Genomic DNA, 16,066 nt, shown 5'->3' on the forward strand with positions numbered 1-16,066 from the left:
AAAATTTAGTATGTTTACAAAAATTGTCAGCACAATCATCGGTACAAAAAACGAACGAGAACTTAAGCGAATGCGTAAGGTGGTTGATAAAATCAACGCCTTTGAGCCGAGCATTCAGACACTGTCTGATGAACAGTTGCGTCAAAAAACCGAAGAGTTTAAGAGTCGTTATAATGGCGGAGAGGACTTAGATAGCATCTTGCCAGAGGCTTTTGCGGTTTGTCGTGAAGCATCAAAGCGTGTCAATGGCATGCGTCATTATGATGTGCAGCTTATCGGTGGCATGACATTGCATGAGGGCAAAATCGCCGAAATGAAAACAGGCGAGGGCAAGACCTTGATGGCAACGCTGGCGATTTATCTTAACGCCATCAGTGGCAAGGGCGTGCATGTTGTTACTGTCAATGATTATCTGGCAGGGCGTGATGCCGAGCTAAACCGTCCCTTGTTTGAGTTCTTGGGCTTGACTGTGGGGGTGATTTATAGCCAGCAAATGCCCCAAGAGAAATTTGCCGCTTATCGTGCTGACATTACTTATGGCACCAACAATGAGTATGGTTTTGATTATCTTCGTGATAATATGGTGTTTAGCTTATCTGAAAAAAAGCAACGACCACTGAACTACTGTATCATTGATGAGATTGACTCTATTTTAATCGATGAGGCTCGCACACCACTGATTATCTCAGGTCAAGCTGAGGATTCTGCCCATCTGTATGCACTGATTGATAAGATTGTTGAGCGACTGGTGCGTTCGCAGGACGAAGAGGCGAACAAAGAAAACCGCGAAGGTGATTTTTGGATTGACGAAAAAAACCGCACCATTGAAATCAGCGAAAAAGGCTATGAGAAGATTGAGAAATTCTTAATAGAAGTTGGCGAGCTTGGCGAAAATGAAAGCCTATACAGTCCTGCTCGTCTGCCTTTGCTGGCTCATGCACAAGCGGCGATTCGTGCACATCATTTATTTGTCAAAAACATTCATTATATCGTCCAAGACGGCGAGGTGATTATTGTTGATGAAAACACTGGTCGCACCATGCCGGGCCGCCGTTGGTCTGATGGCTTGCACCAAGCGGTTGAGGCAAAAGAAGGGGTGGAAATCCAAGCCGAAAACCAGACAATGGCAACCACCACTTTCCAGAATTATTTTCGCCTGTATGACAAGCTCTCTGGCATGACAGGTACTGCCGACACCGAAGCTGCTGAGCTAAAATCCACCTATAATCTTGATGTGGTAATTATCCCAACGCATCGTCCAATCGCTCGTGTTGATATGGACGATCAGATTTTCTTGACCAAATTGGGTAAATATCAAGGCATTATCCGTGAAATCAAACAAATCACCGAAAAAGGTGCACCTGTGCTGGTGGGTACTGCAACCATTGAGGCTTCTGAGGAGTTGTCTTATTTGCTCAATCAAGAAGGCATCAAGCATAATGTCTTAAATGCCAAACAGCATGAGCGAGAGGCGGATATTATCGCACAAGCTGGCAGACCAAAGGCGGTTACCATTGCCACCAACATGGCAGGTCGTGGTACGGATATTATCCTAGGGGGCAATTGGCAGGCGGAGCTTGAGCAATATCCAGAGGTCAGCGATGAGATGCGTGCACAAGCACAAGCTGCATGGCAACAGCGACACGAGGCGGTTTTGGCGGCAGGTGGTCTGCATATTATTGGTTCAGAACGCCATGAGTCTCGCCGTATTGATAACCAGCTACGCGGGCGTGCAGGTCGTCAGGGCGACCCAGGTCAATCACGCTTTTTCTTGTCGCTAGAAGATGATTTGATGCGTATTTTTGCAGGCGATCGCATTACCAATATGTTCCGTGCGATGGGGCTAAAAGAAGACGAAGCGATTGAACATAAGATGGTATCTCGTTCAATTGAAGGGGCACAGGGCAAGGTTGAGGCTCGTGATTTTGATGCTCGCAAAAGCCTATTAAAATATGATGATATTGCCAATGAGCAGCGTAAAGTTATCTACAGTCAGCGTGATGATTTGCTTGCCAAGCTTGATTTGCAAGACAGTCTAAAAGCCATGCACCATGAGGTGTACAATGCCTTGATTGATCAATTCGTACCACCAGGGTCGGTTGATGATCAATGGAACATTGATGGGCTAGAAGATGAGATTGAGGAGGCATTTCGTTTTTATATGCCGATCAATGATTGGCTTGATGCGGATCGCCGTTTGGACGAAGATGGTTTGCGTAAAAAAATTATCCAAACCGCAATTGATCGTTATCAGGCACGCCGTGAGCAAATGGGTGAAGAGGCAGCAGCTCAGCTGGAGCGTCATTTTATGCTACAGAGCCTTGATCGCCACTGGAAAGAGCATCTGACCCAGATGGATCAGTTACGCAAGGGCATTCATTTGCGTAGCTATGCCCAAAAAAACCCCGAGCAAGAATACAAGCGAGAATCGTTTGAGCTGTTCCAATCCATGCTGGGTGCGATAAAATCTGATGTGGTGCAGGATTTGGCAAGAGTTCATGTGCCAACGCCTGAAGAGCTGGCAGCACTTGAGGAACAACGCCGCGAGCAGGCTGAGCAGATGCGTATGATGTTTGAGCATAATGAGCTAAATCTGGACGGCAGTCTGACACCAGACCCTGAGCTAAGACAAGCACCAGCCATGCAACGCATGACAGTATCTTTGGGAGCTGGCAGTCAGCAAGCACAACCGATGGTTGCAGATGATGACTTGGTGATACCTGAACATATCAATCGCAATGCACCATGCCCTTGTGGTTCTGGCTTAAAATACAAGCAATGCCACGGCAAATTAAGCTAAGCGTATAGATTGCAGTAAGTTATTGTAACCAACTTGTTGAAGTTGTGTATAATAACTGTGTTATACTGGTTATATCATCGGCTTGTGGCTGATTTGTTAAAGGCGGTTTATTTGCCAATAAATGTGCAGATAATCGTATTGCATATTTATCAAAACAAAGGAGCAAAATAATGAAAAAAGCATTTTGGCAAATTGCGATGCTTGCAGGCGTGCTGATGCTGACAGCGTGTGCCCAAAAAACCGAAGAAGCTACCGCCGAACCTGCCGAAGAAAAAGAAGTGCCAATGTCTGCCGAACCTGCCGAGCCGATGATTGTGGCAAAGGTGGACGAGAGTACAGAATCGGTTGAGCTGGCAGTACCAGAGGCATTTGAGGCACAAGAAGAAGGCGAAGAGACGCAAATTGCCGAAGTGATAGAAATTGACGAAACTGCTGATACCGCCACAAAAGATGCAGAAGTGCAAGAAGGTCCATAATCTTAACCGCATGGCATTTAAACCTTAACAGATACCATCAAATACATACACTTTGCATGGTCGTTTTGATTGTATGAAGATTGACCAAACACCGCTTAGCGATAGGCGGTGTTTTTCGCAAGTAGCCAAAAATTATGCTAAAATGATTTGTTTTGGTTTGATTAATAATCTTGCGTATTGGTGCATCATTAGATGTGATTTATTGGTAGTAGACTTATATTTTAATGGCGGATTGTCATGACACGAATTTTCCAAACAGCCCAAAAATCCACCCAATCAAGCCCGAAGTTTCCTTATGTGGTTTTGTGCTTGATTGCATTATTTGCTGGTGCGATTTTTAGCTTTGCTTTGGCACCGTATTATTTATACCCCTTGGCAGTTCTTTCCCCTGCTGTTTTGTATGCATTGCTGAGCGTTGCCAAAAACAGCAGACAGGCATTTTGGCTTGGGGAAATTTATGGCTTTGGCACTTGGGCGGTTGGTGGATTTTGGTTGTACACTTCCATTAACCAATACGGCAATGTCTCACCAACACTGTCGGTTGTGTTGATTGGTATCATGGCAATCATCATGGGGCTGTTTCATGCGGTGATGTCGTGGATTTTTGCACGCTTTACTGCCAAACAACCACTGTCGTTTGCAGGGTTATGGGTCGTACAAGAATGGCTAAAAACTTGGCTTTTGACAGGTTTTCCTTGGCTGTTTGTTGGTTATGCATTCACCGAAGTTGGTTGGTTAAATGGCATTGCTCCGATTTTTGGCGTCTTTGGTCTGTCGTTTTTGGCGGTGCTGTTGGCAGCCTCTGGCGTTGAGTTAATTCGCAAAAAAGCAGGATATTTTGTGATTTCGGCGACTTTGTTGTTGCTGACGGTGGCTATTTCGCTGCTTGATATTGCTTGGACTAAGCCAACAGGCACAACCACCAGCGTTTCGCTTGTACAGGGCAATATCCCTCAAGACTTAAAATGGCGTGAGGGCGTTGGTGTGCAGACCTTGGGGATTTATGCAGGGCTGTCGCAGGCTGAATGGGGGCGTGATTTGGTGATTTGGCCAGAAACGGCAATTCCTATGTTACAAGATGATGCCGAGGCGGACACTGCAGCCATCTCTGCACAAGCCAATGCTGCTGGCAGCACATGGATTACAGGTATTGTGTACCGTTTGCTGCCTGATGATGTTGCCGATGTGCCAAAGCTGTATAACAGCGTCATGTTGTTTGATGGCAAACAGCCACTGGTGTATCAAAAACAGCAGCTTGTACCATTTGGTGAATATATTCCGTTTGGTGGCTTATTAAATATTTTGCCAGGTTTGGAAGGTATGGATATGACAGGCTTAAGCCGTGGTGATGCCACCCAGCCGTTATTGGTTGCCAATGGGCAGAAACTTGGCACGGCGATTTGTTATGAAGTTGCTTATCCAAATACCACTCGCCGCAATGCACTTGGCAGTGATTTTTTATTAACTGTGTCCAATGACGCATGGTTTGGCACTTCGGCAGGGCCGATTCAGCATTTGCAAATGGTGCAGATGCGTTCTCTTGAGATGGGGCGTTGGTTTGTGCGTGCTACCAACAATGGAGTAACGGCACTGATTGACCAAAAAGGGCGGATTGTCAGCAGATTGCCACAGTTTGAGCGGGGCGTATTGCGTGGCGATGTACCAAGTTTTGTTGGTAAAACGCCATATATGCTGTGGGGATATTATCCTGTTTTGGTATTGGCGGCTGTGCTGATTGTGCTTAGTATGGTTGCTGCCAAGATGAGCAAAACCACCGCCAAGCGTGAAAAATTTTATACCGCAAAAGGCGTGGCAGATCGCTAATTGTGCTAAATACCCTTAATTTTTTGAAGGAATTGTACAAAAAGCAGTAATTTGTTATATAATAGAGAAAATTTATTTCAAACTTCACACCAGTTAAAATTAGGCAGGTAATTTATGGCACATGATGCTTCAGAAAACAACCCAGTAAAAGAATCGGTGATGACGCTTGTTGGTATCGTACTACTGCTTGTGATGATTGGTGGTATTGCGATATCGGCATGGTTACGACCTGCAGGCGAGCATCCTGCCAAAGAGCAGGTAGCTACAGAACAGACTGCCGAGCCAGCAGCCGAAGCCCCAGCGGCACAGCCAGCCACGACCGAGCAGCCAGCAGCCACCCAGCCAGAACAGGCAGCAACCGAACAGCCAAAGGCTGATGCAGCGGCTGGAGCAGAAGATGCGGCAGCACAGCCAGCAGAAGCAAAAAAATAATCTGCAATATCTACAAAACCAAGCATATCCGCTATGCTTGGTTTTTTTGTATCTATGATTTATTCAGTTGTGGCAAGTAGAGCCAAGGCTTGGGATTGATGTCAAATTTGACAGTATATCTTGCTTGATTGGCATAATTGACAAATGGTATTGTTATTTGCATGATGAAACTTTATAAAGTTGCCAAATTGGTGTCAAATCATGGTTGAAAATTATACCATTGGCACCAAAATATCTATTATCAGCTTAGGATTTCTGTGCTAAACTAGCAAGAGTTGATAGCTTTAACCCAAGTAAATTTTAAGGACGAGACATGATTGATTCAGCCCAAGTACGCCTAGAGCGACTGCAACAAGCACGCCAACTGATGAAACAGCATGGCGTAGATGCTTTGATTATCCCTTCTGCCGATCCGCATATGTCAGAATATCTGCCAGAGTATTGGCAGGGTCGTAGCTGGCTGTCTGGCTTTACAGGTTCAATGGGGACTTTGGTGGTTTTGCAGGACTTTGCAGGATTGTGGACGGATAGCCGTTATTGGGTGCAGGCTCCCATGCAGCTTGCTGGCACAGGTATTGAACTAAAAAAAATACAAGTTGATCCGACTTATGCTGTATTTTTGGCAGAGCATTTGCCCCAAGGTGCAAAAGTTGCCATCGATGGCAATGTATTGTCGGTGAGTGCCGCCAAAGAGCTAAAGACAGCTTTTGCTGACAAAAATATTACTTTGGTAACAGATATTGATATTTTGGCACAAATTTGGCATGACCGTCCAAGCCTACCAATGCAGCCGATTTATCAGCACCCTGACAAATTTGTTGATACCAGTATCACGGGCAAACTTGCCAAAGTGCGTCAGGTGATGGCAGAAAAGGGAGCGAGCCATCATCTGGTTTGTAGCCTAGATGATATTGCGTGGATATTGAATTTGCGAGGGTCGGATGTTGAGTTTAACCCTGTATTTTTGTCGCATTTGTTGATTGATGAGCAAAAGGCGACTTTGTTTGTGCATCAAGACAAACTGTCCGATGTCATCATTGATACACTTACGCAAGCTGGTGTTGGTGTGGCGGATTATGATGCGGTTGCTGCAGCTTTGGCAGAGGTTTCGGGTGTGCTGCTGATAGATCCGAGCCGTGTGGCGGTTGGCACACTGACATCAAATTCAGCACAGCTTGCCCATGGCATTAATCCTTCAACGCTATTAAAATCCATCAAATCCGAGGCGGACATTGCTCATATTCGCGAGGCAATGCGACAAGATGGGGCGGCGTTGTGCGAGTTTTTTGCTGAGTTTGAGAAAAAACTTGCAGCAGGCGAGACGATAACTGAGCTTGATATTGATACAATGCTAAACCAAGCACGCAGCCGTCAGCCAGACCATGTGTCAGCAAGTTTTAATACCATCGCAGGGTTTAATGCCAACGGTGCCATCGTCCATTATAGTGCCACAGCGGATAATCACAGTGTCATCGAGGGCGATGGCTTGCTGCTGATTGATTCAGGCGGGCAGTATTATAATGGCACAACCGACATTACCCGTGTGGCAGGTGTGGGGCAGGTCAGTCATGAACAAAAACAAGATGTAACCTATGTGCTAAAGGCACATATTGGCTTGGCACAGGCGTATTTCCCAGAAAATTTGCCATCGGCACATATTGATGCATTGGCACGCATACATTTATGGAGTTGTGGTCTGGATTATCGCCATGGCACAGGGCATGGGGTGGGGTATTTTATGAATGTGCATGAAGACCCACAAGTGATATCGGTACTTGCCCAACAAACGCCCGAGCGTGTACTCAAGCGTGGCATGGTAACAACCAACGAGCCGGGGCTGTATCGTGAAGGCAAATGGGGCATTCGTTTAGAAAATTGCGTGGTGCATACTGTGGCGTACGAAAATGAGTTTGGGGTGTTTTTGAAGTTTGATGATTTGACTTTGTGCCCATTTGATACTCGTCTGATTTTGCCAGAGTTATTAACAGAGGCAGAAAAACACTGGCTCAATGCGTATCACCAGCGTGTCCATGATGAGCTGATTGATCGTGTGGACGGTGATGCCAAGCAGTGGCTGATTGAACGCACAAAACCTGTGTGATGGTTTGGATTGACACCTTCTTGTGGACAAGAAGGTGTTTTTTATTGCCTGTTTGGCACCTGCACAGCCATCAGGTTTGGGTTATGGATTTTAGGGCAAATAAGCCAATACTTGCAATGTAAGTTTATATCAGGCAGTCTTATGATGAACTTTGGGGAGACTGGAGGGCGTCAAGAATTGTGCTGATTTTATCCCAGCATTCTTGATATTCGCCCAAGGCATCAGAACGCACCGTGATGCCACCACCTGCCCAGACGCTGACGGAGCTGGCATTGGCTTGCAGGGTGCGAATAAGCACATTAAATCGACCCGTGCCATCAAAATTGATAAAGCCAAGCGTACCACAATACGCCCCTCTGGGCAGTGCCTCTAACTCGGCGATGATTTGGCAGGCTCGTTTTTTGGGAGTGCCTGTGATGGAACCAGCGGGCAAAGAGCCAAACAGGACGCTCAAGGGGTGATTGTCAGGGTGCAGATGGGCGGTGATGGTGCTGACCATGTGGTGAACATTGTGAAAACTTTCGATGGCGAAGCGGTGCGGAGTTTTGACGCTGCCTGTGAAGGCATATTTGCCAAGATCGTTACGCAATAAGTCAACAATCATTAAATTTTCGGCAATGTCTTTGTCGCTGGTGGCAAGCTCGGTTTTGAGCTGATTGTCATGCTGAATGTTGATTGCACGCGGCCGAGTACCTTTGATGGGCTTGGTGATGATATGAATGCCATCATCTTGTTGATAAAAGCTAAAAAATAATTCAGGAGAGATGGACAAAAGCTCAAAATCACCACAATCAACAAACCCAGCAAAAGGGGCATTGCTGATACTCATCAGACAAGGAAGATGTGCAGCAAGCACACGCTGATGAGGGGTATTTGATTGCCAAACTTGGGTAAGGTTTATCTGATAGCCATCGCCTGCATGCAGATAGCGTTGGACTTGCTCAAAGGCATTAAGATAGTCTTGCTTGGACCACAGTGCGGTCAGCTGTAGTGCAGTGGCAGTAGGCAGGTCTTGGCGTGTCAGCTTACAAAGCTGCGAGGCAATTTGTGGCAAAATACCCAAATCTGCGTCATTACCAATCAGCTCAAAGCCGCCAACGCACGGCGATATATAAATATCATAATGCCCAAAAAAAGCAGCAGGTTGGCGATTGTCCACAACAATGTCATGACTTAGTGCATGAGCTGCGATGTCATAACCAACAAAACCCATCAGCCCTTCATGATAAACAATCGCATCATTTGGGCTGGCAGGCGTTGCTTGATAATTTTGCTGGCTGTAGTTTTCAATAACTGTCAAAAAGTGTGCATAATCGCTATTTGTACGCTCATGTTGATAGCCAATATCATCAGAGATATGGCGTTTTGTGGTAGTTAGCACAAAGTCTTGTGCTGTATCTTGTGCCTGTAATCGCCAGCTGATTTTTGGCAAAATACCAATCACAGGTGCGTGCTGATTGTTCAAAAAGCACACTTGCCATGTTGGATAATGATGGCTGATGCACGCTGTCAGTTCAGCGATGGTCAATGGGCTTAAAAAAAACGCTTTATACATAACAGACTGCACCAGCTTAAGCGAGCCAACTGAGCAAACTCAGCCATCAGGCTGTGGATATTGCGATAATTATATCCAGTTTTGCCCAGTTTTGCCATTTGCCTTATGGTTGGAATTTTTCAATAATCAAAGCGGCGTTAGTGCCACCGAAGCCAAAGCTATTACTCATTGCCGAATTGATAGCGGTTTGGCGAGTGCTGGTAACAATATCAAAGCCTTTGGCACCATCATCAAGTGTATTGACATTGATGGTTGGGGCGATAAAATCATGCGTCATCATCAAAAGGCAATAAATCAGCTCTTGTACGCCAACAGCACCCAAGCTATGACCTGTCATGGATTTGGTTGAGCTGATGGCAGGGGTTTTGTCCACGCCACCAAAGGCAGTCGCAATGGCGTTTAGTTCGGTGATATCGCCAAGCGGTGTGCTTGTGCCATGGCTATTGACATAATCAACCTTATCCAGCCCTGCTTGGGCAAGTGCCAGCTGCATACAGCGTACCGCACCTTCGCCACTGGGAGCGACCATCTCAGCACCATCAGAAGTCGCACCGTAGCCTGTAATTTCGGCCAAAATGGTTGCACCACGAGCTTGGGCAGATTCTAGGCTCTCAACCACCACCATGCCGCCACCGCCTGCAATCACAAAGCCATCTCGAGTGGTGTCATAAGGGCGGCTTGCGGTTTGTGGCGTGTTGTTATACTGGGTGCTCATCGCTCCCATGGCGTCAAACATACATGACTGTGTCCAATGCTCGCTTTCGCCACCGCCAGCAAGCACAATGTCTGCCTTGCCAAGCTGAATCAGCTCCATGGCATGACCTATGCAGTGGCTGGAAGTGGCACAGGCAGAGGATAGTGAATAAGACACCCCTTTGATTTTTAGTCCTGTGGCAAGAGTTGCTGATACGGAGCTTGCCATGATTTTTGGCACAGCCATTGCACCGACACCACGCAAGCCCTTATCACGCATGGCATCAACAGCGGTTACGACATCATGCGTTGAGGCACCGCCTGAGGCTGCAACCACTGCCACTCGGGGATTGTCGGCGATTTGTGCCATCTCAAGCCCTGCGTGTTTTATGGCGGACAAGGCACTGACATAGGCATATAAGCTGGCATCGCTCATAAAGCGTTTGAGCTTGCGATCAATGCCTGTTGTGTCCAAGCTGTCGTGGTCAATACTGCCAGCAACTTGTGATTTAAAGCCTCGTTCGGCATATTCAGGCTGAAAGCGAATGCCTGATTGACCATTTTGCAAGGCTTCTTTGACGGTTTGTAATTCATTACCCAAGCAAGAGACAATGCCTGCACCTGTGATAACCACTCGTTTCATAATTCAATCCATAAAAGTTTACAGTTGTAATGGTGGTATTGTAACAAATTATTTGACAGAAAATGGCACTTTTTTCTCATAAATCCAAAAAAAGCACAAAAAATTACCAACAGCATATGTCAGATGGGGATTTTTTGTATCATAAATTAACATTTATCTTATATATTTTTACTGGGCGTGGCTGTATTTTTGTGATACTCTTAGTGGTATTTGAGTAGGCATGATTTGCATGGCTATTTTATCAGCAGACAAAGACACAACAAGGAGCAAGCGATGTCAAAAAATAACAAATCACAAGCACCACACACAAAAAATCAGCACGATGAGCAAATGCAGGCTTTGGCACAAGAGGTTGCCGAGCATGATGATGTACAAATTGTCGCTGAGGTGAATATTGATAACAAAATCGTCTCTGATGTGCTGATTATCCGTGATAGTGAGGGCAATGAGACGGATAATTCAACACAGCAAGCTAAGCCATCATCGCAAAATGCAGATGAGCAACCAGCAGCTGAAGAGCCACTTGAAGCCGTCAAGCAACAAGCACAAGACTTAACCGAACAAGCAACCAGCCTTGCCCAGTCGCATAAGCAGGCAGCGGCTGATGGGGCAGATGAGCTTTTAAAGACCGCCAAAGAGGGGATTGATGAGCTAAAACAAAATGCCGATCGTGCACAAGAAACGGTTGCAAATAAGGTGCAGCAATTGACAGAACAGGCAGAAAATCAAGCCAAGCAGCTAAAAACACAGCTACAGCAGACCAAGGCGGATTTGTTGCACGCTGGCGATGAGCTAAAACAACAAGTCAGCGAAACGATAGACACGGCTCGCACCGAGACAGAAGCGGCCGTTTTGACAGGGTCGGTGGCAGTGCATGACAAAGTGGCAGCAACCAAAGACAAATTACAAACCTTGCTTGAGCAGGGCAAATCAACTTTGGAGCTAAAAGTGCAGGCACTTGACGAAAAATATGGTACCAGCGAAAAACTTGCCGAGCTTGGTGAGTCGGTTACGCTTGCCAGCGAATCGGTTAAGCAAGAAGCACAAGCGTGGCAGACTTCTGCCGAACAGTCGCTACAAGCTGCCAAGCAAGCAGGCGAGGCGTATGATAAGACGCACAAGCAGACAGGCATGGCAACAAAACTGGGTAAATTGGGTGCGTATTTGGCGGCTGCCTATGGTGCCAATCAGGCAAAAAATAAGCAATATCAAGCGGTTAATCTACAGCAGGACAGCTTTGCTAAAGATGCGTTTCATGAACAAAGCTCACAAGTGGCGAATTATTTGTTCGGTGCCAAAGCAGCGACCGCACAGAATTTCGCCAATAAATTTATCCCAGCAGGTCGGCTTGAGACGCTAAGCGAGGCGGTTTATCAGAAAGTTGCCCAGTGGGCGGATGCATGGGCAATGAAAGATTTGCAACAAGATGCACGATTTGCCATCGTTGAAACGCTAAGTGATGACGAAAAAGAGCGTTTTGTGCAGGATATTACCCATCAAAATCGTGCTTTGGCAGTTCTTGGTGGCGTTGCAGGGCTGGCAGGTTTAAAGGGCGTGCTGGCAGATATGGCATGGCTACTTATGGTATCACTAAAAACGGTATACCAAGTGGCGGCAATTTATGGCAAACCTTTGCAAGGCAAACAGGGCATTAAGCAGGTCTATGGCATCTTGGCGGGGGCAAATTTAGAAAAATTGCAAGAAAAGCAAGTGATTTTGACCGCTTTGGCACTGGGCAGCACCATGTTGGCCAATGCCCAACAAACAGGCGTCAAGCAGCAATTGACAGCTTTGGCAAATCGTTATCGCGAAAGCCAGCCCTATGCCAAACAATTTGTCGATTTGGATAAATTTGTTGATTTGGACAAGCTAAACTCAAGTTGGCTGCATAAATTACTGCCCATCGGCTCGGTGGCAGTCGGTGCGTATTATAACAATCAATTGATTGATGAGGTAATTGGCACGGCACTGGCAACTTTTACCGATGGTAGTGGCGAGATTGCCCTGCTTGAAGCAAGTATGACAGAAAAAACCCAAGAATAGCAGGATTAAGCTGTTTAAGAATTGGGGCGGTTTATTTGTTGCCGTCCCAATCATAATAGCTTAAAGCCAAGAAGGATTTGCATGACACTATGCTGTTTTGATAGGGAAAATCAATGAATTTTGTGCAAATATCTTGCAGTTTTGTTGATTTGGCTCTATAATATATTGCCCCAAAAAGGGGATTTGCGTTATTGGGTGTATTACCCAATGGCGAATTTTTAACAACAACGGGAGAGAATTGCCCTATGGCAACTACAAACCAGCTAATCCGCAAGGGTCGCACAACGATTAAGGAAAAGTCAAAAGTTCCTGCGTTGCAAGCATGCCCACAGCGTCGTGGCGTGTGTACTCGTGTTTACACCACTACGCCAAAAAAACCAAACTCAGCCATGCGTAAAGTATGCCGTGTGCGTCTAACTTCAGGTTATGAAGTATCAAGCTACATCGGCGGTGAAGGTCATAACCTTCAAGAGCATAGCGTTGTGCTTATCCGTGGCGGTCGTGTAAAAGACCTACCAGGTGTGCGTTACCACACTGTGCGTGGTGCACTTGACTGTGCAGGCGTGAAAGACCGCAAACAAGGCCGTTCTAAATACGGTGCTAAGCGTCCTAAGGCATAAGCCTAAGACATCATTTGCATGAAAGGGTTTGGTGTGTCAAACCCAAGTCGTGCAGTAAGGCTGGTTAGGCAACTAACCTTACCTATACCAGACAATCCTGAAGAACAAGGAAATTTATTATGCCAAGACGTCGTGTCGTCGCTGCCCGTGAAATCCTACCAGATCCAAAATTCGGCAGCCAAACAATCGCTAAATTCATTAACCATGTGATGGTTGATGGCAAAAAATCAGTCGCAGAAAAAATTGTTTATGGTGCATTAGAAGCAGTAGCCACCAAGAAAAACATCGAAGATCCTGTGGCTTTCTTTGAAGAAGTGCTAGAAAATGTACGCCCAACCGTTGAGGTAAAAGCTCGCCGTGTTGGTGGTGCAACCTACCAAGTGCCAATGGAAGTACGCCCATCCCGTCGTACCGCTTTGGCAATGCGTTGGTTGGCCGATGCTGCTTCTAAGCGTTCTGAAAAATCAATGGCACTACGCCTAGCAGGCGAGCTAAATGATGCTTCAGAAGGCAAAGGTGCAGCAATCAAGAAGCGTGATGATGTGCATCGTATGGCTGATGCCAACAAAGCATTCTCGCACTATCGCTTCTAATTGGCAGAGCAAGGATTGGTTAATCCACTGTCAAATATTGCGATTGTTTTTGGGATATTCCCAAACAATACTCAAAAATCTGCCTGACTGCAGCAATGACGGTCGGCAGATTTACCCAATTAAACAGAATTTTTCTAGGAAAAATTATGGCTCGTTCAACCCCTATTAGCCGTTACCGCAATATTGGTATCTCGGCACATATTGACGCTGGTAAGACTACTACTTCTGAGCGTATTTTGTTCTACACAGGTGTATCGCACAAAATCGGTGAGGTGCATGATGGTGCTGCTACCATGGACTGGATGGAGCAAGAGCAAGAGCGTGGTATTACCATTACTTCTGCTGCGACCACAGCGTTTTGGTCTGGCATGGGCAATCAGTTCCAAGAGCATCGTATCAATGTTATCGACACCCCAGGCCACGTAGACTTTACCGTTGAGGTTGAGCGTTCTATGCGTGTACTTGATGGTGCGTGCATGGTTTATTGTGCGGTTGGTGGCGTACAGCCACAATCTGAAACCGTATGGCGTCAGGCGAATAAATATAAAGTGCCACGCCTTGCCTTTGTAAACAAAATGGACCGTACAGGTGCAAACTTCTTCCGCGTTGTTGAGCAAATGAAAACTCGACTTGGCGGCAACCCTGTACCTATCGTAATCCCAGTAGGTGCCGAAGAGACCTTCACTGGCGTGGTTGATTTGATCGAAATGAAATCAATCATCTGGGACGAGCCATCACAAGGCATGAAGTTTGAATATGGTGAAATCCCTGCTGAACTGGTTGATACAGCTAATGAATGGCGTACCAACATGGTTGAAGCCGCTGCCGAAGCCTCAGAAGAATTGATGGACAAGTACCTAGAAGATGGCGATTTGTCAAAAGAAGACATCGTCAAGGGCTTGCGTATCCGTACTTTGGCAAGTGAAATTCAGCCAATGCTATGCGGTTCTGCCTTTAAGAACAAAGGCGTACAGCGTATGCTAGATGCTGTTATTGAGTTCTTGCCAGCACCAAACGATGTTGAGGCAATCAAAGGTATTTTGGACGACAAAGACGAGACCGAAGATTCTCGTGAAGCGTCTGATGAAGCACCATTCTCTGCACTTGCGTTCAAGATTATGAACGACAAATATGTTGGTAACTTGACTTTCGTTCGTGTATATTCAGGTGTGGTAAAACAAGGCGACAGCGTTTATAACCCTGTAAAAATGAAGCGTGAGCGTATCGGTCGTATCGTACAAATGCACGCCAACGAACAAAAAGAAGTTGAAGAAATCCGTGCGGGTGATATTGCTGCCTTGGTGGGTATGAAAGATGTAACCACAGGTGATACCCTGTGTGATAACGATCATGTCATCACGCTTGAGCGTATGGAATTCCCAGAGCCTGTGATTTCATTGGCAGTTGAGCCAAAGACCAAAGCAGACCAAGAAAAAATGTCTATCGCTTTGGGTCGTTTGGCAAAAGAAGACCCATCATTCCGTGTTCGCACTGATGAAGAGTCAGGACAAACCATCATTTCAGGCATGGGTGAATTGCACCTTGACATTATCGTTGATCGTATGAAGCGCGAGTTCAATGTTGAGGCGAATATTGGTGCACCTCAAGTTGCTTATCGTGAAACTATTCGTTCATCAGTTGAGGTTGAAGGTAAATTCGTTCGCCAAACTGGTGGTCGTGGTAAGTTCGGTCATGTATGGCTACGCCTAGAGCCACTTGACCCAACAGGTGATGTTGAGTACGAATTTGCCGAAGAAATCGTTGGTGGTGTTGTACCAAAAGAATACCATGCCGCTGTTGATAAAGGTATCCAAGAACGCATGAAAAATGGCGTTATCGCAGGCTATCCAGTTGTTGGCGTAAAGGCAACCCTGTACGATGGTTCATACCACGATGTTGACTCTGACGAATTGTCATTTAAGATGGCAGGTTCTATGGCATTCAAAAAAGGTTTCTTGCAAGCAAGTCCAGCTCTGCTTGAGCCTATCATGAAAGTTGAAGTAGAAACTCCAGAAGATTACATGGGTGATATCATGGGCGACTTGAACCGTCGTCGTGGTATGGTTCAAGGTATGGACGATCTACCTGGTGGTACTAAGTCAATCCGTGCCGAAGTACCGCTGGCAGAGATGTTTGGTTATGCAACCCAAATGCGTTCTATGTCGCAAGGTCGTGCAACTTACTCAATGGAATTCTTGAAATATCAAGAAACACCTAAGAATGTTGCTGACGAGATTATTAAGAAATTCACCGCCAAAGATGATGACGAATAAGTCATTATCAATC

11 protein-coding genes are annotated in these 16,066 nt (G+C 46.0%); 9 read left to right on the top strand and 2 right to left on the bottom strand.

Translation table 11 applies throughout. The features are described 5' to 3' along the window. Window positions 1–10 precede the first annotated feature (10 nt). The 5 genes from secA to EL162_RS03810 all read left to right on the top strand — a co-directional run bounded on the left by secA (window position 11) and on the right by EL162_RS03810 (window position 7,633). Window positions 11–2,800, top strand: a complete 2,790-nt coding sequence (gene secA, locus EL162_RS03790) for a preprotein translocase subunit SecA (protein WP_126330203.1) — start codon at window positions 11–13, stop codon at window positions 2,798–2,800. A gap of 170 nt (window positions 2,801–2,970) precedes the next feature. Then, window positions 2,971–3,276, top strand: coding sequence for a hypothetical protein (locus EL162_RS03795; protein WP_126330205.1), 306 nt, complete (start codon window positions 2,971–2,973; stop codon window positions 3,274–3,276). 237 nt (window positions 3,277–3,513) lie between these two features. Continuing rightward, window positions 3,514–5,100 carry an apolipoprotein N-acyltransferase gene (gene lnt / locus EL162_RS03800; protein WP_126330207.1) on the top strand — a complete coding sequence of 529 codons (1,587 nt, stop codon included), beginning with the start codon at window positions 3,514–3,516 and terminating at the stop codon, window positions 5,098–5,100. 114 nt (window positions 5,101–5,214) lie between these two features. Continuing rightward, window positions 5,215–5,532, top strand: coding sequence for a hypothetical protein (locus tag EL162_RS09950; RefSeq protein WP_170161382.1), 318 nt, complete (start codon window positions 5,215–5,217; stop codon window positions 5,530–5,532). 313 nt (window positions 5,533–5,845) lie between these two features. Beyond that, on the top strand, window positions 5,846–7,633 hold the full coding sequence (locus EL162_RS03810) for an aminopeptidase P family protein (protein WP_126330209.1): 1,788 nt from the start codon (window positions 5,846–5,848) through the stop codon (window positions 7,631–7,633). Window positions 7,634–7,772: 139 nt separating this feature from the next. Here the strand turns inward: EL162_RS03810 and EL162_RS03815 are convergent, their stop codons facing one another. Both EL162_RS03815 and EL162_RS03820 read right to left on the bottom strand, forming a co-directional pair. Next, window positions 7,773–9,188: an anthranilate synthase component I family protein gene (locus EL162_RS03815; RefSeq protein ID WP_126330211.1), complete on the bottom strand. Its 1,416-nt coding sequence runs from the start codon at window positions 9,186–9,188 to the stop codon at window positions 7,773–7,775. A 103-nt stretch (window positions 9,189–9,291) separates the two neighbouring features. Then, on the bottom strand, window positions 9,292–10,524 hold the full coding sequence (locus EL162_RS03820; RefSeq protein ID WP_126330213.1) for a beta-ketoacyl synthase N-terminal-like domain-containing protein: 1,233 nt from the start codon (window positions 10,522–10,524) through the stop codon (window positions 9,292–9,294). A 273-nt stretch (window positions 10,525–10,797) separates the two neighbouring features. On the opposite strand from EL162_RS03820, the gene EL162_RS03825 reads away from it, so the two are divergent. From EL162_RS03825 to fusA, 4 genes are all read left to right on the top strand, one after another. Beyond that, entirely contained in the window at window positions 10,798–12,567 is a 1,770-nt protein-coding gene (locus EL162_RS03825; protein ID WP_126330215.1) for an EcsC family protein, read from the top strand. A 245-nt stretch (window positions 12,568–12,812) separates the two neighbouring features. Next, window positions 12,813–13,187 (top strand): 30S ribosomal protein S12, encoded by a 375-nt coding sequence (gene rpsL / locus EL162_RS03830; protein WP_003656377.1) that lies wholly within the window; start codon window positions 12,813–12,815, stop codon window positions 13,185–13,187. A 119-nt stretch (window positions 13,188–13,306) separates the two neighbouring features. Continuing rightward, window positions 13,307–13,780, top strand: a complete 474-nt coding sequence (gene rpsG / locus EL162_RS03835) for a 30S ribosomal protein S7 (RefSeq protein ID WP_126330217.1) — start codon at window positions 13,307–13,309, stop codon at window positions 13,778–13,780. A gap of 146 nt (window positions 13,781–13,926) precedes the next feature. After that, a complete protein-coding gene (fusA, locus tag EL162_RS03840) occupies window positions 13,927–16,053 on the top strand; it encodes an elongation factor G (RefSeq protein WP_076554795.1) in 2,127 nt (708 codons plus the stop codon). Window positions 16,054–16,066: the final 13 nt, after the last annotated feature.

The sequence above is a fragment of the Moraxella cuniculi genome (assembly GCF_900637105.1).
GTDB lineage: Bacteria > Pseudomonadota > Gammaproteobacteria > Pseudomonadales > Moraxellaceae > Moraxella > Moraxella cuniculi.